This is a genomic window from Pseudomonas sp. Xaverov 259, from assembly GCF_019352915.1.
Classification (GTDB): domain Bacteria; phylum Pseudomonadota; class Gammaproteobacteria; order Pseudomonadales; family Pseudomonadaceae; genus Aquipseudomonas.
This window is the reverse complement of the sequence record NZ_JAAAFV010000031.1, coordinates 657,282-675,320: the sequence shown is the minus strand read 5'-3', so window position 1 is coordinate 675,320 and position 18,039 is coordinate 657,282. Positions and strand designations below refer to the sequence as shown.

The 18,039-nt window shown below is 60.4% G+C and carries 15 protein-coding genes; 7 read left to right on the top strand and 8 right to left on the bottom strand.

All coding sequences use genetic code 11. The features are described 5' to 3' along the window. Positions 1–217: 217 nt before the first annotated feature. Together K0H48_RS13540 and K0H48_RS13535 are read left to right on the top strand one after the other, a co-directional pair. Positions 218–928, top strand: a complete 711-nt coding sequence (locus K0H48_RS13540; protein ID WP_138817733.1) for a response regulator transcription factor — start codon at positions 218–220, stop codon at positions 926–928. Continuing rightward, positions 925–2,391: a HAMP domain-containing sensor histidine kinase gene (locus K0H48_RS13535; protein WP_219267853.1), complete on the top strand. Its 1,467-nt coding sequence runs from the start codon at positions 925–927 to the stop codon at positions 2,389–2,391. The genes K0H48_RS13540 and K0H48_RS13535 overlap by 4 nt, the downstream gene beginning before the upstream one ends. 94 nt (positions 2,392–2,485) lie before the next feature. Here the strand turns inward: K0H48_RS13535 and K0H48_RS13530 are convergent, their stop codons facing one another. Then, the gene (locus K0H48_RS13530) at positions 2,486–3,190 is read right to left on the bottom strand and encodes an SDR family oxidoreductase (RefSeq protein WP_219267852.1); all 705 of its coding nucleotides are present in this window, start codon (positions 3,188–3,190) and stop codon (positions 2,486–2,488) included. Positions 3,191–3,291: 101 nt separating this feature from the next. Here K0H48_RS13530 and K0H48_RS13525 point away from each other — a divergent pair, with 101 nt between their 5' ends. Continuing rightward, positions 3,292–4,194 carry a LysR family transcriptional regulator gene (locus tag K0H48_RS13525; RefSeq protein ID WP_219267851.1) on the top strand — a complete coding sequence of 301 codons (903 nt, stop codon included), beginning with the start codon at positions 3,292–3,294 and terminating at the stop codon, positions 4,192–4,194. Between the two features lie 81 nt (positions 4,195–4,275). Further along, positions 4,276–5,283, top strand: coding sequence for an aldo/keto reductase (locus tag K0H48_RS13520; protein WP_219267850.1), 1,008 nt, complete (start codon positions 4,276–4,278; stop codon positions 5,281–5,283). Positions 5,284–5,333: 50 nt separating this feature from the next. On the opposite strand, the gene K0H48_RS13515 is transcribed toward K0H48_RS13520, so the two are convergent. Further along, a complete protein-coding gene (locus tag K0H48_RS13515) occupies positions 5,334–6,578 on the bottom strand; it encodes a hypothetical protein (RefSeq protein ID WP_219267849.1) in 1,245 nt (414 codons plus the stop codon). A 342-nt stretch (positions 6,579–6,920) separates the two neighbouring features. Here K0H48_RS13515 and rarD point away from each other — a divergent pair, with 342 nt between their 5' ends. After that, positions 6,921–7,802 (top strand): EamA family transporter RarD, encoded by an 882-nt coding sequence (gene rarD, locus K0H48_RS13510; RefSeq protein WP_219267848.1) that lies wholly within the window; start codon positions 6,921–6,923, stop codon positions 7,800–7,802. A 64-nt stretch (positions 7,803–7,866) separates the two neighbouring features. Here rarD and hppD read toward each other — a convergent pair whose 3' ends face one another. Beyond that, positions 7,867–8,943: a 4-hydroxyphenylpyruvate dioxygenase gene (gene hppD, locus K0H48_RS13505; protein ID WP_017135508.1), complete on the bottom strand. Its 1,077-nt coding sequence runs from the start codon at positions 8,941–8,943 to the stop codon at positions 7,867–7,869. A 245-nt stretch (positions 8,944–9,188) separates the two neighbouring features. Beyond that, complete coding sequence (locus K0H48_RS13500; protein WP_219267847.1) at positions 9,189–10,112, bottom strand: DMT family transporter; 924 nt, start codon at positions 10,110–10,112, stop codon at positions 9,189–9,191. Between the two features lie 77 nt (positions 10,113–10,189). Here K0H48_RS13500 and K0H48_RS13495 point away from each other — a divergent pair, with 77 nt between their 5' ends. Continuing rightward, a complete protein-coding gene (locus K0H48_RS13495) occupies positions 10,190–11,089 on the top strand; it encodes a LysR family transcriptional regulator (protein WP_219267846.1) in 900 nt (299 codons plus the stop codon). On the opposite strand, the gene K0H48_RS13490 is transcribed toward K0H48_RS13495, so the two are convergent. Genes K0H48_RS13490 through K0H48_RS13475 form a run of 4 tightly spaced genes read right to left on the bottom strand, consistent with a single transcriptional unit; the run spans position 11,080 to position 16,173 of the window. After that, the gene (locus tag K0H48_RS13490; RefSeq protein ID WP_219267845.1) at positions 11,080–12,165 is read right to left on the bottom strand and encodes a fimbrial protein; all 1,086 of its coding nucleotides are present in this window, start codon (positions 12,163–12,165) and stop codon (positions 11,080–11,082) included. The genes K0H48_RS13495 and K0H48_RS13490 overlap by 10 nt on opposite strands. Continuing rightward, positions 12,165–14,777, bottom strand: a complete 2,613-nt coding sequence (locus K0H48_RS13485) for a fimbria/pilus outer membrane usher protein (RefSeq protein WP_219267844.1) — start codon at positions 14,775–14,777, stop codon at positions 12,165–12,167. The genes K0H48_RS13490 and K0H48_RS13485 overlap by 1 nt, the downstream gene beginning before the upstream one ends. 2 nt (positions 14,778–14,779) lie before the next feature. Next, entirely contained in the window at positions 14,780–15,553 is a 774-nt protein-coding gene (locus tag K0H48_RS13480) for a molecular chaperone (protein WP_219267843.1), read from the bottom strand. Positions 15,554–15,612: 59 nt separating this feature from the next. Further along, complete coding sequence (locus K0H48_RS13475; RefSeq protein ID WP_219267842.1) at positions 15,613–16,173, bottom strand: fimbrial protein; 561 nt, start codon at positions 16,171–16,173, stop codon at positions 15,613–15,615. A gap of 296 nt (positions 16,174–16,469) precedes the next feature. Here K0H48_RS13475 and K0H48_RS13470 point away from each other — a divergent pair, with 296 nt between their 5' ends. Beyond that, positions 16,470–18,011, top strand: coding sequence for an EAL domain-containing protein (locus K0H48_RS13470; RefSeq protein ID WP_219267841.1), 1,542 nt, complete (start codon positions 16,470–16,472; stop codon positions 18,009–18,011). Positions 18,012–18,039 lie beyond the last annotated feature (28 nt).

Here is an 18,039-nt window from a genome sequence, read left to right as displayed (position 1 = left end):
CGCGTTGGAGTGCGCAGCGCTCCCGCTTTTTGGGGGCCGCTACGCAGCCCAACGCGGGGCAAGCCCGCTCGCCACATAAAACCCATCCGCAGCAACAATGTCGCCATCCTGAGCCTTGGGCGGTCGCGAAATCCTCACGCAGAGTTAAACAATTCGTGATAACTACACTGTGTCAAAACCCGCACAATGCGCCGACTACAAGCGAAGGTTTTGTTTTATGGATCAGCCCAAACGTGTCCTGGTGGTCGAGGACGATGCCCATATTGCCGATTTGATCTGCCTGCACCTGCGCGACGAGCAGTTCGAGGTGGTGCACAGCGCCGACGGCACCGAAGGCCTGGGCCTGCTCGAACAAGGTGGCTGGGATGCACTGATCCTCGACCTGATGCTGCCCGGTGTCGATGGCCTGGAAATCTGCCGCCGCGCCCGCGCCATGGCGCGCTACACACCGATCATCATCACCAGCGCGCGTTCCAGCGAATTGCACCGCATCCTCGGCCTGGAGCTGGGCGCCGATGACTATCTGGCCAAGCCGTTCTCGATGCCGGAGCTGGTGGCGCGGGTCAAGGCCCTGTTGCGTCGGGTCGACGCGATGGCGCGCAACCTGAAGATGGACGCCGGCAGCCTGGAGCTGGGTGCGCTGTTCATCAACCCACTGACCCGTGACGCCACCCTGCAAGGCCAGCGCCTGGACCTGACGCCGCGTGAATTCGACCTGCTGTACTTCTTTGCCCGTCAGCCCGGCAAAGTCTTCTCGCGCATGGACCTGCTCAACGCCGTGTGGGGCTACAGCCACGAAGGCTATGAGCACACCGTAAACACCCATATCAACCGGCTGCGCGCCAAGGTCGAGGTCGACCCGGCCAACCCGGCGCGCATCCTCACGGTGTGGGGCCGTGGCTACAAATTCGCCGAGAATGCCACATGAAGTTGACCCTGACCCAACGCCTGTCGGTGGTGTTTGCCGTGTTGCTGGTGATCTGCAGCGGCACTTCGGCCTGGCTGCAGGTGCGCTCCAACCACATGCATGAACTGGAAGTGGTGCAAGGCCTGTCCCGCGACCTGGCGGCGCACATTGCCCGCGATACCCAACTGATGGACGCCGACGGCCTCAAGCCCGATGCCGTGCGTAACCTGTTCAGCCAATTGATGCTGGTTAACCCCAGTGTCGAGGTGTACCTGCTCGATATTGACGGCCGTGTGGTCGGTAACGCCGCCCCCAGCGGGCATTTGCTGCGTGATCACGTGGACCTCGCGCCGGTTCGGCGCTTTCTGAGCGGCGCCATGCTGCCGATTCTGGGTGACGACCCGCGCAGCATCGACGGACGCAAAGTGTTCAGCGCGGCGCCGCTCAAGGCCAACGGCCAGCAAACCGGGTTTCTGTACGTGGTGCTGCTGGGCGAAGCCCATGACGTGTACGACGCCAAGGACGCCACAGGCATGGCCTTGAAGATCGCCCTGTGGTCCATCGGCCTGGTCGCCTTGCTGTGCCTGATGGCAGGCCTGATCGCCTTTGCCTGGATCACCCGCCCCTTGCGCCAACTGACCGACAAGGTCGGCCGGTTTGACATCAACGGCGCGCCGAAAGCCGCCGAAACGACGGTGCCCGAACTCGACAGCGGCGATGAAATCGCCGTGCTCGACCACGCCTTTGTGCAGATGGAAAACCGCCTGGGCGAGCAATGGCGCGCCATTACCCATCAAGACCAGGAACGCCGGGAGATGGTCGCGAATATTTCCCACGACCTGCGCACGCCGCTGGCGTCCTTGCATGGCTACCTGGAAACCCTGTCGCTCAAGGATGCGAGCCTGAGCCCCGAAGAACGCCGGCGCTACCTCGGCATCGCGCTGGACCAGAGCCGCAAAGTCGGCGGCTTGGCCCAGTCACTGCTGGAGTTGGTGCGCCTGGAGCATGGTTTTGTGCAGCCGGTGATTGAGGGCTTCTCGCTGCCGGATCTGGTGCAGGACATTTTCCAGAAATTCGAGCTGACCGCCGAAGCCCGCGCCATCACCCTCACCGCCTCCCTGCCGCCCCAGGTGCCGACGGTGCTGGCCGACCTGGGCCTGATCGAGCGGGTGCTCACCAACCTGCTGGACAACGCGCTGCGCCATACGCCGGTGAATGGCGAAGTCGAGGTGATCCTGGCGCCCGAGGCCGGTGCCGTGGCAGTCACGGTCAGCGACAGCGGCCCCGGAATCGATGCCCAATTACACGAAGGCTTGTTCCTGCGCGCCTTCACCATCGGCGGCGCGCGCCGCGATGGCGGCCTGGGCTTGCGCATCGTGCACCGAATCCTGCAACTGCATGGGCGCAGTATCGAACTGGTGGAGCGCCCAGGGCATGGCGCGACGTTCAGGTTCTCCCTGCAAACCCGAGCCTCAACGCGTTGACTTGCGACTAAGCTGGCATGGCGGCCTGTGCAGCCATACCTTTTTGCAGTGCCTGCGCCCTTTGCCAACCAGCCCCCGCACGTTTGCTCAGGGTTTACAGCAGGCCTCCACCGTCGATATCAATTACCGCGCCGCTGACAAAGCCATTTTCCATGGCCAGTACGTACCCTGCCGCAACCTCCTCTGCCTGCCCGACTCGCCCGACGGGCAACGCCGCACCCGCCTTGGCGAACATCGCCAGGCGTTGCTCCTCTGCCAGCCCCGCATAGGCCGGCGTATCAATCACGCCCGGGCTGATCACGTTGACCCGCCGTGGCGCCAACTCCTTTGCAAGCTGCTTGCCCAGCGCTTCAGTCGCCGCATTGATGCCGGTCTTGATGAACTGACCGGGCATCAACTTACGACCCAGTTGGCCCGAGGTCAGGCTGATGCTGCCGTGCTCGGCCAAAAACGGCAGCGCTTGTTGGATCGCACGTAATGCGCCCCAGAGTTTCACGTTGAAGTTGTCCCGGGCCTCGTCCAGATCCGTCTCGATCAGCGGTTTGGCCTGCACCGACGGACCGGAGGTAAACACCAAGTGGTCAAAGCGCCCGACCGTCTCGAACAAACGTTGCAAGGAGGCGCTGTCGGTGACGTCCACCGGTTCGCTGCGCACGCCATTGCCCGCACCGGAGGTCAAACGGCGCCCGGCCAGCACCACGTGTGCGCCACGGGCGGCGGCAGCCTTGGCCACGGCGGCACCGATGCCGCTGCTGCCGCCGATCACGATGACGGTTTTACCGCTGAGGGAAGATGTCATGGGGTTGCTACCTGGCTGAGAAAATGAGCGTTGATCTTCTCAGCTTGGCAATCGGCGAAAAATCCCGGTAAAACGACAAGATCTTTAAAGGATTTTTACAAATGAGCTCGACCCTGGACCTTGAAGTGTTCGTACGGACCGCCGACACCGGCAGCCTGTCGGCGGCGGCGCGCAGCCTCAACCTTACCCCGGCGGCGGCGAGTATCGCGCTCAAGCGCCTGGAAACCCGGCTGGGCATTCGCCTGCTGGCCCGCTCCACGCGTAGCATGCGCCTGACCGAAGAAGGCCGGCGCTACCTGGACAGCGTGCGGGTGGCCCTCGAGGCGCTGGCCGAAGGTGAACAGGCGATCAAGCAACAAGGCCAGAGCCTGAGTGGGTTATTGCAACTGGCGGCACCTTCGGATTTCGGCCGTAACGTACTGCTGGGCTGGCTGGATGAGTTCAAGCTCGAACATCCGACGATCCGCCTGCAGTTGTTGCTCAACGACAGCAACGCGGATCTGTTCCGCGACACCGTCGACATTGCCCTGCGTTTTGGTGTGCCAAGAGATTCCAGCCTGGTGGCGTTGCCCGTGGTGCCTGGCCACCGTCGCATCCCCTGCGCCAGCCCCGACTACCTGGCGCGCCATGGCACACCGCGCACGCCGGCTGACCTGGCGCAGCACAGTACGTTGCGCTACATGCGCCGTGGGCAAGCGAATAGCACTTGGTACTTTCGCCAGGGCGCCATGCTGCAAGAGGTCGAGGTGTCGGGCGACTACCTGAGCGACGACGGCGAAATTGTGCGGCGCTGGGCACTGGCCGGCCACGGCATTGCTTACAAGGCCAATCTGGATATTGCCGGCGATATCAAGGCCGGGCGCTTGGTGCCACTGCTGCCCGACTGGCAAGGCGAGCCCACGCCGTTCAACCTGATGTGTCCACACCGCTTGCAGGTGTCGGAACGGGTAAAAGTGCTGCATGGCTTTTTACAGCAGCGCTGCCAGACTTTGCTGAGTGCATGAAGAAACACGCGCAGGGCTTGTTCCAGAGCCGTCGAGTCTGGTATTGCATGGTTGACGTTTCCCTGCCATGAGGAGCTTTGCATGATTTACCGTACATTGGGTGAGTCCGGGTTGAAGGTCAGCGCGCTGACCCTGGGCACCATGATGTTTGGCGAGCAGACCAACACGGAAGACTCGCTGCGCATCATCTACAAGGCCTGGGACCAGGGCATCAATTTTATCGACACCGCCGACGTCTACACGGGTGGGCGCTCCGAGGAAATCGTCGGCGAAGCGATCACCCGCCATCGGGCGGATTGGGTGGTGGCGTCCAAAGTCGGTTTCGGCCCGGCAGACGGCCTGCCCAACCGCAGCGGCTTGAGCCGCAAGCGCATTTTCAATGCGTTGGAAGCCAGCCTGACACGCCTGGATACCGACTACCTGGATATCTACTACCTGCACCGCGAGGACCACGACACGCCGCTGGAGGTCACCGTGTCAGCGATTGGCGACCTGATCCGCCAAGGCAAGATCCGCTACTGGGGCCTTTCCAACTACCGGGGCTGGCGTATCGCCGAAGTGATTCGCCTGGCCGAACGCCTGGGTGTCGACAAACCTGTTATCAGCCAGCCGCTGTACAACATCGTCAACCGTCAGGCTGAAGTCGAGCAGATCACCGCAGCCGCCGCCTATGGCCTGGGCGTGGTGCCTTACAGCCCACTGGCGCGAGGGGTACTCAGCGGCAAGTACGCGCCCGACGTGACGCCGGAGGCCGGCAGCCGTGCGGCGCGCCAGGACAAACGCATCCTGGAAACCGAATGGCGGGTGGAGTCGCTGCGCATTGCCCAGCAGATTCAGCAGTACACCCAAGGGCGCGGCGTGGGGATTGTCGAGTTTGCGATTGCCTGGGTGCTGAACAACTCGGCGGTGAGCTCGGCGATTGTCGGGCCGCGTACCGAGGCGCAGTGGGATGCGTACACCGGAGCGCTGGAGGTGAAGATCACGGCAGAAGATGAGGCGTTTATTGACTCGCTGGTGACGCCGGGGCATTCGTCGACGCCAGGGTTTAACGATGTGAGCCATTTTGTGTCGGGGCGTATTAGTCGATAGTAATCCCCCGCCCACGGTTTCCACTGTGGGCGGGGTTGTGGATTGCCAGGTTATAGTTTTATATCGGCTTTGATACCTAACCCATGGGCGGCTTCTCTGGCCTCTTCTTCGGTCACAGGCTGTTGTTTTAATATCTTCGCCGCCACGGCCGCGACAGACCTGTAAGTACCATAGACAGGCACAAACCCCTGAGCGGTAGTAGCAAAGTTGGTCAGTATCGCGTCCATCTCACTTTTTGGCAGACCGAATACCCTGCCGATATCGTTGTTCTTATTCAAGAAAAGCAATACGGCATTGACGGGGTTATCCAGGCCTCGCTCGACTGTATCGGCAGTTGCTTTGTCCACGCCAAGCGCTTGCAGAAGCGTTGAAACTCCGGAAAATGGACTTTCCAGAAAGTTGGCGAAGGCATTGACTACAGAATTCAGATCACCATTGCCCCTGAAGGCGAGTGCTCTCAGTTGTGGCAATGTGATGGGCGTCAGTGGCAGTTGACTATGAGCACCGTTTCTAAGGAAGTAAAAATTCCCCTTGTCACCGGAACCTAGCAAATTGCCGTGAAAGTCATACCGATAAACCACCGTCTCTCCATCGGGTCGCACGCCGCTAAAGGTCGGCCGGCCTGCATCGACTGATTCCAGTTGCTGTTTGACCAGGCCATTGACAAAAATAATGGTCGTGGGATTTTCACTGGTGCGATCCAAGTGCTCAAACACATTCCCTGGGATATGCTTGCCTGGCCCCACCAGTGTTTTAGGTGCACTGCCTTCAGTTGCGGATGCCAGCTCGTGTAACGCTGCTCTGACAGGGGAAGACGCTGTTTTGTCGCCAAAATGGGCAAGAAACGCATTCAAGGCGTCAGGCTTTGTCGTCAGGCTTTTCAGAAAATCGTTGATTGCCCGATAGCTTTTAAACTCATAACTTGATTTAAAGCCCTTCTCCGGCATCCACAATACGAAATTCACAGCGCCCGGCTCGATCGGTTCGCGCTTGACGATGAAACTATGTTTGGCCGGATAACGGCCCACGTTGAAGTTATAAGTACTCACGCGAGGTTGTTTGAATCTGTCTGATGCGGCTACCGCTTCCAGTAATGTTTTTCCGTCCGCAGTGAGTGCACCGCTTTTGGTATCGCGCGCGACCGACTCGGAAAAGGTCTTGTAGACTTCAAGTTTTTTCCAGGAAGGTGTGTCACCTTTCGGAAATGCAAAGCTTTCGCCCCACCTGCCCATAATACCGGGCAAGCCGTTGAAGGTGGCGGGTGAAGAACCGTAATAGGGGGAGATGCGTTGCATAGAATAGGCCTCGTTGTCTTATGTCTAAGTCTGCAACCCCCTGAACCACTCCCTGCCAGAGTCACGGTTATCATCACGCAGTGATGACGCCCCTCAAAGTCGCGCTTACTACTTTTTTCCATTAGTTGAAGCTTTTGCTGGGCGTTGATAAACCGTGCAAAACTTTCCCTGCAAAACTAAGCGTGGTCATGCTAGCCACGCGAAGTCATGCTTATGTGGAGTGAACGGGGGAATATGTTCCATTAGAACGACTTAATCGACGTGACAAAGAATGTCGTGAACCCTATATTCCCCACCTAAGTTGCCCCTTCTTCTGTAAAAATCAGCGTTCGCGAGGACAGTGTGTCTAAAGGTGTTGTTTTATCGGTCTTGGCCTCGGTGTTGTTTGCCGTGATGTACTACTTTACCTCGCTGCTCACGCCCTTGAGCGGCCTGGAGATTTTTGGTTGGCGCATGTTGCTGACCGTGCCGTGCATGACTGTGTTCATGATCGTCAGCGGTGAATGGCGACGCGTGTGGGAGTTGCTGCGAATGCTGGCGGCCAAACCGCGATTGATCGGCGGCGTGGTGCTGTCGTCTGCTCTGCTGGGCGTGCAATTGTGGTTGTTTATGTGGGCGCCGCTGAATGGGCGCAGCCTGGATGTGTCAGTGGGCTATTTCCTGCTGCCGCTGACCATGGTGCTGACCGGGCGCCTGGTGTACGGCGAACGCTTGTCGCGTTTGCAGCAAATTGCGGTATTTTTTGCCGCGCTGGGGGTGCTCAATGAGCTGTACCAGGCCGGTGGTTTTTCCTGGGCGACCCTGGTGGTGATCATCGGTTACCCGGTGTACTTCGTGGTGCGTAAATACCTGCGCACTGATCACTTGGGTGGCTTGTGGCTGGACATGGCGCTGATGTTGCCGGTGGCCTGGTGGTTTGTGCAGCACGGCGAACAAGGCTTTGCCGTGCTCGATCTGTATCCCAGGCTGTATGCGTTGATTCCGATGCTGGGCTTGATCAGTGCCTCGGCGTTGGTGAGCTATATCATTGCCAGTCGCTTATTGGCCTTCAGCCTGTTCGGGCTGCTGAGCTACGTGGAGCCGGTGTTGCTGCTCTTCGTCGCCTTGTTATTGGGAGAAGGCATCAAGGGCGATCAGTGGCTGACGTATATCCCGATCTGGCTGGCCGTGATGGTGCTGGTGTATGAAGGCTTCAAACATTTGGTGCGTCAGCGCAAAGCTTAAAATGTGTAGGCACTAAAAAGCCCGGCTGAGAACCCTCTCAGGCGGGCTTTTTGGTTGCTGACACTTAGTCGGTGGTCAGTACACCGCGACGCACCTGGTCACGCTCGATCGACTCGAACAGTGCCTTGAAGTTGCCCTCGCCAAACCCATCGTCGCCTTTGCGCTGGATGAATTCGAAGAACACCGGACCCATCAGGGTTTCCGAGAAGATCTGCAGCAGCAGACGCTTGTCGCCCTCGATCGAGGAACCATCCAGCAAAATACCGCGTGCCTGCAGTTGGTCCACCGGCTCGCCGTGGTTGGGCAGGCGGCCTTCGAGCATTTCGTAGTAGGTGTCTGGCGGCGCGGTCATGAAGCGCATGCCGATCTTCTTCAGCGCATCCCAGGTCTTGACCAGGTCTTCGGTGAGGAACGCCACGTGCTGGATGCCTTCGCCGTTGAACTGCATCAGGAACTCTTCGATCTGGCCCGCGCCTTTGGACGATTCCTCGTTCAGCGGGATGCGGATCATGCCGTCCGGGGCACTCATGGCCTTGGACGTCAGGCCGGTGTATTCGCCCTTGATATCGAAGTAGCGTGCTTCACGGAAGTTGAACAGCTTCTCGTAGAAGTTGGCCCAGTAGACCATGCGGCCGCGATACACGTTGTGGGTCAGGTGGTCGATAACCTTGAGGCCCGCCCCTACCGGGTTGCGGTCCACACCTTCGAGGTACACGAAGTCGATGTCATAGATCGAGCTGCCTTCGCCAAAACGGTCGATCAGGTAAAGCGGCGCACCGCCGATGCCCTTGATGGCCGGCAGGTTGAGTTCCATCGGGCCGGTTTCGATATGAATCGGCTGAGCGCCCAGTTCCAGCGCGCGGTTGTAGGCTTGCTGCGAGTCTTTGACGCGGAACGCCATGCCGCACACCGACGGGCCGTGTTCGGCGGCAAAGTACGACGCCAGGCTGTCGGGCTGGTTGTTGAGGATCAGGTTGATCTCGCCCTGGCGATACAGGTGCACGTTCTTGGAGCGGTGGGTCGCCACTTTGGTGAAACCCATGATTTCGAAGATCGGCTCCAGGGTGCCCGGAGTCGGCGATGCGAATTCAATAAATTCAAAGCCCATCAGGCCCATTGGGTTTTCGTATTGGTCGGCCATTTCGGCACCTCATCATTCTTGTAAGTAGCAAGCAGTCAATTACAGGCAAGGATGAGGTTGCACGGTGGCGCACACGAGAGGCCCCGCACGCTGCGGGCGAGGAAGTCACCAAAAATGAGGGGGGAGCCGAGTAGCTTCATGATTACATCAGTCTCTGACGGCCGAGGCTTGCGTGAGCGCAAGTCCATATTCTTGTATGCGTAAATCGATTCTACACAGCGTAACAGTATTTGTCCGCACTCTTATCAAATCCCTATTGCCTTTGGCTGCGCAAGGGGTTTGTTGCATAAATAGATGCCCAACAGGATCACTGCGCCGCCCAACACCATGGGCAACGTCAGTTGCTCGCCGAGCAGCAGCGCGCCACAGATCACCGCCGTCAGCGGGTTCAGTGCGATGAACACGCCCGCGCGGGTCGCACCGATGCGCCGGATGCCATCGTAATAGCCGATGTACGCCAGCGCGGAGCCGAACACGCCCAAATACACCAGGCTCACCACCTGCGGCCAGTGCAGGCTGGCGAGCCCTTCAACACTGAAGCGCCCGGTGAACGCAGTAACCAGCGTCAGCATCAGGGTGCCGAGCAACACTGACCAGGTAACCGTTTGCAACGGCCCCAGGCTTTGGTTCAGCGCCCGGGAACATAACGAGTAAATCCCCCATCCCAGCACACAGCCGAAAATCAATACGTCACCCTGCCAGGTACTCGAGGCACCTTGCAGCAGCTGCGGGTTGCGACTGACGATCACCAGCGCAGCGCCGGCCAGGCACACGGTGATACCCACAACCTTGGCAGCGCCGAGACGCTCTTTGAACAACCACCAGGAAGCCAGGCCGATCACTGCCGGGTTCAACGCCACGATCAACGAAGCGCGCGAGGCGTTGATGGAGTGCAGGCCGTAGAAGAAACACAGGTTGTAGAAAAAGATCCCGAAAAAACCCAGCAGCGCCAGACGCAGCAGTTGCCGGGGACGTGGCCGCGCCAACGGGATGCGTGCGCACAGCATGAACAGCAGCAGCGCCAGGCTCGCCAGGATAAACCGCAGGCTGGCGGCCAGCAGCGGGTCGACTTGATTGGCCAGGTAGCGCCCGGCGACAAAAGTGCCGCCCCAGATCATGCTGACAGCGGCGAGCTTGAGGTACGTGAGGCGATCAGAGAGAGGGTGCATGGGAAGTTGCTCGACAGGCGACAGGATTGGCATATTCTTCGACTAATGTTCAGTAATCGTAAAATGAGCCTTTACTCATGACCTTGACCCAACTGGAAATTTTTTCTCTGGTGGCCGAACTGCAAGGATTCACCACTGCGGCTCACCGCCTGGGCATCAGCCAGTCGGCGGTGTCCCATGCCGTCAAGGCCCTGGAGCAGGAGTTGGGCGTGGACTTGTTCCGGCGCCACCAGACGCGGGTGGAACTGAGCGATATCGGCGCGCAATTACTCGGGCGCGCCCGTGCCATGCTCGGCCTGGCCGCGACCTTGCAGCAGGAAGCCGCCGATGCCCGCGGGATGAAGCGCGGTACCCTGCGCATCGGCTCCTTTGGGCCTACCGCGTCGGTGCGCTTGTTGCCGGCCATCCTTAGCCATTTTCGGCAGGCGTACCCAGGCATTGAGGTGCACGTGGACGAAGGGCCGGACCGCCAGGTCATCCAGTGGCTGGATGAGCGGCGGGTCGATGTCGGGTTTGTGGTGCTCGCCGACACGCAAGCAGACAGTGAACGCTTCGACACCGTGGCGTTGTTCGAGGATCAGCTTGTCGCGCTGTTACCCGCTACCCATCCGCTGGTAGCCAGCACGTCAGTGCCGCTCAAAGCGCTGTGTGATGATCCATTCATTCTCACCGAGGCGGGTTCTTCGGAGTTGGTGATGCGCCTGTTCAGCGTCGCCCGTTTGCGACCCAATGTGCGTTACCGCTGCGCGCAATTGCTCAGTACGCTGGAAGCCGTCAGCCGTGGCGACGGGGTGAGCATCGTGGCGCAGGCATCGTTGCCGGAACATGCCGACAGTCGTTATGTGGCCCGACCGTTATCGCCGCCCGTGCCGCGCCGGGTCGGCCTGGCGGTGTTGGACCGGCGCCAGGCCTCACCTGCAGCCCTTGCGTTTCTCGCACTCGCGCAAAGGCTGCAACACACCGGCACTCACCGATAACTCATGGTGAACGAAGCCAGCCCGTTGGCTGTACCGGGCTGGATCATTTTTTCGGTTTGGACATAACGAGCAGTCAAGGGGATCGTGACGGTGCCGTTGCTCGTGCTTGTCACCCGCCATTGGTTCAGGTTGCCCACGGACGAAGAATCGGCGCCATAGCTCAGCACTGAGGGGCCACTCAACAGCTGTATTGCTACACCTTTGGCTGTCGAAGTGCGCGTCAGCGACAGCTGATTGCCGCGATTTGCGGGGTTGGTCTGGTCGGTCACCGTGACCCAGATATCCACGCTGCCACCGGTGCCCCCGGCGCAGTCTAGCCTGATGTTCTGGCTCGCGCTGGCGGCGTAGCTGCCTACGCCGGTGAAATCCCGGCTGGCCACAGGCCCCATCGGCATGGCAACCGAGGGTGTCGAGACATGGCAAGTAGGCCGCAGCGGCGGCGCTATCACCGTGTTGCCGAAGCTTACCGATGCGTAGCCTGGGCCTGAGGTCGTGACATTGGTCAACGTGTAGTTGGCAAACGTGCGCGCAGTGATTGTGCCGGCCGAGACTGGGCCGGTAGCCACCAGGTAGAGCCGCCCCTGGAGCCCCCACCCATTGGGCTTGTTGTGTTTGACGGTCAATAACGCCGTGGTGCCATGATTGAGTGGGTGAAAAGCTTGACTGGGGTCCCTGGCCATTACCGCGAACCCCACTCCTGGCAGGTTGGTGGCGTAGACCGGCATCGAGAGGCCCTCCGCACTGAACGTGATACCCGTAGCCGGCGAATTGACCAGGCTGATGTTCGCTGTCACGGGTTGCCCGATAGGCCAATCCTTGTATTGACAGCGCATTACGTAGCCATTGGCGCTGTCGAAGCCGTAGCCGTTTGCTGCGCCCAGGGCCTGTCCGATCTGTACCTGGCCCTGCAGGGTGATGGGCGCAATCGAGACATTCAGGCTGGCCTGGGGTGAACAATCGCCAGCATTGCCAAAGTGAGCCAGGGCAGGCGTTGCGAACGCCCAGCCGCTCAACAGTGCGACGATGCCTGAAAGCCTGATCATAAAGAGCTGAACCCCGTGCATGGTGTGATTCATCAGGTGCTCTCCTCGTAGCGACACTGGCTGACCAATTGATCGGTATTTTCCTGGCGGCGACCGGGCTCACGGGCAGGCAAATGGTAATGGATGAAACACCGCTCGCCCGCCGCCTCAGCCCACTGCACGGTCAGCCTGCCGTGGTCGGCAACCCCGCGCACAAAAGCCTTGCCCGCCTGGCCGATCACCCCGACTTCGTTGCCCTGTTCATCAAATACCTGGGCTGCGAACGGCAGGGGCTTGCCGTTCGAGTGGGTGGCCTTGATCACCACCGCACGGCCACTGACGGTCTCGAACTTGACCAGCGATACGGCGCCCAAGGTCGGCACCACGGAACGGCTCGACTCCTTTAACTCCACGTCCATGGGCATGCCTTGCGGGTCGATGTCCACGGTATTGGGCTGGTACGCCCGCAAGGAAGACATGACCCCATAACCGTGCGTGTCGATACGCACCCCGGAACCGCCGAGCTGCGCGCCTTGGGCATCCGGTGCATACACCAACGCCGAGGCCTCGCCGAGGTTTTGCGCCAGGGTCACGCCACCGCTGTGGGCGATGAGGCCGCCGTCGGCGCTCATGGACACTTGTGCATTGCCCTGGCTCTGACCATAACCGCCGCGCAGGTTGGTGGCGTTACTGCGATAGCCCGCGTAAGCGTTGAAGCTTGAGCCACCGTGATTGCCGGTGCCGCGACTGCCAACCCAACCATAATGGGTTTGCGCCGTATCCCCCAGCACGCCATTGATGCCGACTTGTTGTTGACTGCCGCGCGAAGCACCCGCATCCCGCGACAGTGAACTGCTCAAGGTGGGTGCGCGCGCGCCCTCGCCCAATGGCATGGAGAGGCTCAGCACCCAGTGATTCTCAACGTGTTCGGTTCGCGTCGGGCGGCCGAAGAAAATATCGTCAGCGCGTTCGTGGTCGCTCGCCCGATACACCTCGCTGACCCTCGAACGCTGCGCCGAGAGGTTCCAACTGAGCGACTTCCAGTTGGCGCCATAGCTGGCCGTGAACGACGTCTGACGCCCTTGCTGCCCGGCCCAGTAGTCCGTAGAGCTGCCATACAGGCTCAGGGTGCCCGGCCCCAACTGCTGGCTGATCGTCAGGTCCAGGCGGCTTTTTTGCCGGGCATAGCTGTCCAGGTTGCCGCCGTGACGGCCCAGGTCGCGCACATTCAATGCGTCCGGCAGGTTCAGGTAGCCATCCGTCGAGAAGCGATAGGCGCCGAGCGCAAAATGCGTTCCCGAAAACGGCACGTTCTTGTTGTAGGCCAAGCCAAGGCTCTGTCCGCGAGCCACGGCCTGCCCCTGCACCTGTGTGCGCGAGTGGCTAGTGTCCAGGGCGAACGCGCCAACGGGTGTACTCATCGCCAGGCCCGCCTTGCCTTGGCTATAGCCCTGGGAAAGCGTGGCGCCGCCGTAAACCGTGAGGTTATCGACGAGCCCATGTTGCAGCGTGCCTTGAAACACCGAAGCGTTGGCATCGCTCACGCCATGCTGCTGCACATGTCCCACCGTTGCGCTGTAGTGAGTGGCGCGGTAACGCAACAGCTGCGGGGCCACCGAATAAGGCACGACAAAGGTGCTGCGCCGCCCGTCTACCTCGATGACACTGACGTCGAGGTCACCACCGTAGCCCGTGGGGTAGAGGTCATCGATCACAAACGGCCCAGGCGCCACAGTGGTTTCGTAAAGGGTGTAGCCGTTCTGGCGCACCGTCACCGTGGCATTACTGTCGGCAATGCCGCGCACTTGGGGCGCATAGCCTTGTTGCGATTGCGCAAGCATACGGTTATCAGTGGCCAGGGTAATGCCGCGTACGCGCACGCCGTCGAGGATCTGGCCGCTGCTGAAACTGTCACCCACGGTCAGTTGCGACTGCCAGGCTGAAACCGCGCGTTGCAAATAGGTGGCCGTGGCTTGATAAGGCAGACGGCCGCTTCGCGACGCCCAGGCTTGCCCGCCCTGGTGGCGCAGTCGCCAGTCACCCAGGTTGACCCCGTCGTCCAGGCCCAGGTAACTGCGGTCCTGACCAGCACCCGATGTCACCGCCGCGGCGCTGAAGTGGTAATTGAGCAATATGGCATCAATGCCCTTGTCCCACTCGGCTGGGTCAACGTAGTCGCGTGCGGAGCGCGTGATGTAGACCTGCGGGATGCTGACGTCCAGGGTCAGGGATTCGACATCGACACGGCTGGTGGCCATGGGGAACCATTCGGCGAAATCGCGACAGTGCTCATCAGCATCGGCCTCGGCCTCGACGTTGCGCAGTACCACGCCGAGTTCGGCCAGTTGCTGCGCGCTCACACAGGGTTGCGCACCCTCCTGTTTGTTCTGGCTGGTGAAGGTGACCGGGCGACGGCCCAGCGGTTGCCCGTTAAGTGTCACATCAACGCGATATACCCCAGGCGCCAACACATTGCTGGTATTGAAGCGTGAGATATCCGCCGGGCTGGACAAGCCGCTGGTAAAGGCCTCCAGGTCAAACAACAACGGGGCAGCCTCGGCCGATAACAACAGCGTGCTGAGCAAGCCGAACAGCAACAGCAGCCGAGGGTGGGAAAACAGCCAGGCAGCGCCTTGGCAGAACGTGAATGACAACAAGGCAGGCATAGTCAGTACTTCAGTGGAGCACGCTGCGGCGTGGAAAACGTGCCGTAGTCATTGATGTATTTGAAATGCACCTGGGCATCTGCGGGGATTGTCTGGACGGCCTCGTGCACTGCCAGTGTCAGGTCGCCGCCGGGCGCCACCATGCCCTCTTCTGCCGGTAACAGCCGTGCTTCACTCTGCGCGCCCATGGCCAGCGCCACCTCATTGAAGGTGACGTGGTAGGCCGATGGGTTGTGCACCTGCAGCACCGGCCCCTTGGCACTGCGGCGCAAGCTCCAGCGCAATTGCGCGGGCGCTTCGTTCGGGCTGCCTGGCAAATCAGTCGGGCGAAAAAACACTTTGGTGCGGATACGAAAGGCAAACTGCAGGTGGTTCGCCGGGGCATCGCCCTGCTCGGTATTGACCCTGGGCGGGATCTCCAGCGCATTCAGCCAAAACAACGATTCCCGATCAGCCGGCAGTGGCTCCTGGGTGTAGACCAAGCGCACGGCCTGGCTTTTCTGCGGGTTCAGGCGAAACACCGGTGGCGAAAGGCTGAAAGGCACGTCGCTGTTTGATGGGTCTGACGTTTGGTCACCCTGGTCCAGCCACACCTGAACCAGGCGGGGAATGGCTGGGTCGTCATTGGTCAGGCGCAGAGTGATTTCACGGCGCTGCTGCGGGTATATGTGCCGCGTGCCATCGATCACTACACCGGCACGGGCAACGGATGCCCAGCCGCTGCAAATCGAAATGGCGACCAGCAAAACAATAGCGAGCATGAGTCGGGCAAGCATGGGGCTGTCCTCGAAGGCGCTGTCCAGTGCCTGACGAATCGCCAGGCACCGGGCCTTGATCAGGGGAACGTGACGGAGTACAGCACTTGCGTGCTCACCGGGCCTGGGGTTGCGGCGCCGGTGGCGAAGTACTGGGCCGCAAACGGCAGCGACACTTCACCGTTGTCGGGGACTTTTGCGCTGCTGGAATTGAGCGCCAGGCGCAGGTCCATTGGCTTGTGGGAAGTACCGTCGACAATCTGCACCTCAACGAGGGTGGCAGGCACCGGCTTGGCCGGTGCCTGATTTTTCAAGTTGCCGGTAGCCGGGTTGATTGCCGGGCTGCTGCTCTCGAACAGCACGGCCACCGTAGTGTCCTTGGGGCACGCCCCCACCCGCACGACAAATGGGGTGGCGCCGGCCGTCTGGCCTTTTGCCTTGAGCGCGCTGGCCTGGACCTTGTTGAGCACCACGGCGAAGTTCGGGCTGGCGCCGGGCGCCGAGCCTGCACCGCCACTGATACTGCAGGTGGTGCCGGTGATTTCGCCGGTCAGGCTGATGGTGCCGTCAGCGGCAAAAGCAGGCAGCGCGGCGATGCCGGTAGCGGCCAGGAAAGCAGCAGCCAGTCGGATGTTGTTCATTACGGTTGTTTCCTTATCAGGTGCGTTAACGGGTTACGAAACGAATTTCAACAATTGAAAGTCGAGGGTCGGCCGTCCCGCCAGAAGTGGGCTGAAACGGCAGTGAGAGAGGCTGTAAGGGGTGCTGCTTGTAAGTCTCTTACGTTTTGCAACGATGTTTATCTTGCCAAGCTGAAGCAATCGCAACAACTGACCGAACGGCTAGGTCATGTCGATCCAAACAACTGAGCGCCACTGCGTAATGCCATCTATCATCGGCACATACCTCTCTTTTTATTCCGTTATTGGCTGCCCCTATGCCCCTCACCGCCAAAGGCCCTCGAAGCCGAACTGCACGCGTTTTCTTCAGCAGTGTTTGCGGTCTGCTCCCCGTTTTACTGGGGGTTGTGATTCTTCACTGGCAAGCCGAACGCACCCTGGAACAAAGCACCGCCCAAACCGCCCTGGAAGCAGTACGCCAATTCGATTTAATGCTCGACAACACTGCCCTCGCCGCCCAAGCCTTGCTGCCACTGGCCGGCCAACCGTGCGACAACGGCGCGCAACTGGCACTGCGCGAACAGGTCACGCGGCGCCCGTTTGTGCGGGCGACCACCTTGTCCTGGCAGAAAAACATCTATTGCAGTTCGTTGTTCGGCGGCAGTTACCAGTCGCCCGTCAACCCGGACGATTACGTGGATGGCACGCTGTGGTTGATGAACGGCAACCCGGTAACGCCGGATACCGCACTGTTGGTTTACCGCCTGGTCGATGGCGATAAAGCCGCGTTTGCCTCGGTTGACGGTTATCACCTGACCAACGCCTTGCGCCTGATCAGCCGCTACGCGGATCTGATCCTGCAAGTGGGGCCAAACTGGCTGGACGACGACGGTAAGGTGCACACCACCGCCGTCCCGCAGTTTGCGGTGGCTCATCAGCACCTGGCCTCTGAGCGTTATCGTTACAGTGTCGACGCGGGCATGCCGGCCGGTGAGGTATGGCGGTACATGGAGGCGCGTTACCCAGCGCTGTTCAGCTTGCTGGTATTTTTTGGTGTGTTGGCGGGCGTGTTGGCGCACTGGCTGCAAAAGCGCTCGTCGGCGCCGACCCATGAGTTGCAGCGCGCGTTGGGGGCCAACGAATTTATTCCGTATTTCCAGCCTGTGGTGCGCGGTGACACCCGTGAGTGGGCCGGCTGTGAAGTGTTGATGCGCTGGCAACATCCAAAGGAAGGCCTGGTGCGCCCTGACCTGTTCATCCCGTTGGCCGAACACTCCGGCCTGATTGTGCCGATGACCCGCTCGCTGTTGCGCCAGACCGCCGCACAACTGGCCCCGCATGCCGAGCGCTTCAGCCCGGGCTTCCATATCGGCGTGAACATCACCGCCAGTCACTGCCTGGACCTGGACTTGGTGCAGGACTGCCGGGAGTTTCTCGCCGCTTTCGCGCGTGGCCAGGTGACGCTGGTCTTGGAGTTGACCGAACGTGAACTGATTCAGCCCACCGACATCACTGCCCGCCTGTTCGACGCCCTGCATCAACTGGGGGTGATGATCGCGATTGATGACTTCGGCACCGGCCACTCCAGCCTGGGTTACTTGCGCAACTTCAATGTCGACTACTTGAAAATCGATCAAAGCTTTGTTGCCATGATTGGTGCCGATGCGCTCTCACGGCATATTCTGGACAGCATCATAGAACTCAGCGCCAAGCTGGACCTGGGTATAGTGGCCGAGGGCGTGGAAACAGCAGAGCAATGCGAATACCTTGCAGCCCAAGGTGTGGATTTCCTGCAGGGCTACCTGTTCGGCCGGCCGTTACCCTGTGAAGAATTCATTAAGTCGCTGGCCAGCCATTGAATAGCCATCTAGTCCGTTGGATGAAATA

Bases quoted from the DNA above. Each gene is read 5' to 3' on its own strand.
- K0H48_RS13470 (WP_219267841.1), top strand. From the start codon at position 16,470: ATGCCCCTCACCGCCAAAGGCCCTCGAAGCCGAACTGCACGCGTTTTC.
- K0H48_RS13515 (WP_219267849.1), bottom strand. From the start codon at position 6,578: ATGCAACGCATCTCCCCCTATTACGGTTCTTCACCCGCCACCTTCAAC.
- K0H48_RS13475 (WP_219267842.1), bottom strand. From the start codon at position 16,173: ATGAACAACATCCGACTGGCTGCTGCTTTCCTGGCCGCTACCGGCATC.
- K0H48_RS13540 (WP_138817733.1), top strand. From the start codon at position 218: ATGGATCAGCCCAAACGTGTCCTGGTGGTCGAGGACGATGCCCATATT.
- K0H48_RS13495 (WP_219267846.1), top strand. From the start codon at position 10,190: ATGACCTTGACCCAACTGGAAATTTTTTCTCTGGTGGCCGAACTGCAA.
- K0H48_RS13485 (WP_219267844.1), bottom strand. From the start codon at position 14,777: ATGCCTGCCTTGTTGTCATTCACGTTCTGCCAAGGCGCTGCCTGGCTG.
- K0H48_RS13480 (WP_219267843.1), bottom strand. From the start codon at position 15,553: ATGCTTGCCCGACTCATGCTCGCTATTGTTTTGCTGGTCGCCATTTCG.
- K0H48_RS13535 (WP_219267853.1), top strand. From the start codon at position 925: ATGAAGTTGACCCTGACCCAACGCCTGTCGGTGGTGTTTGCCGTGTTG.
- K0H48_RS13520 (WP_219267850.1), top strand. From the start codon at position 4,276: ATGATTTACCGTACATTGGGTGAGTCCGGGTTGAAGGTCAGCGCGCTG.
- K0H48_RS13500 (WP_219267847.1), bottom strand. From the start codon at position 10,112: ATGCACCCTCTCTCTGATCGCCTCACGTACCTCAAGCTCGCCGCTGTC.
- K0H48_RS13525 (WP_219267851.1), top strand. From the start codon at position 3,292: ATGAGCTCGACCCTGGACCTTGAAGTGTTCGTACGGACCGCCGACACC.
- K0H48_RS13530 (WP_219267852.1), bottom strand. From the start codon at position 3,190: ATGACATCTTCCCTCAGCGGTAAAACCGTCATCGTGATCGGCGGCAGC.
- hppD (WP_017135508.1), bottom strand. From the start codon at position 8,943: ATGGCCGACCAATACGAAAACCCAATGGGCCTGATGGGCTTTGAATTT.
- K0H48_RS13490 (WP_219267845.1), bottom strand. From the start codon at position 12,165: ATGAATCACACCATGCACGGGGTTCAGCTCTTTATGATCAGGCTTTCA.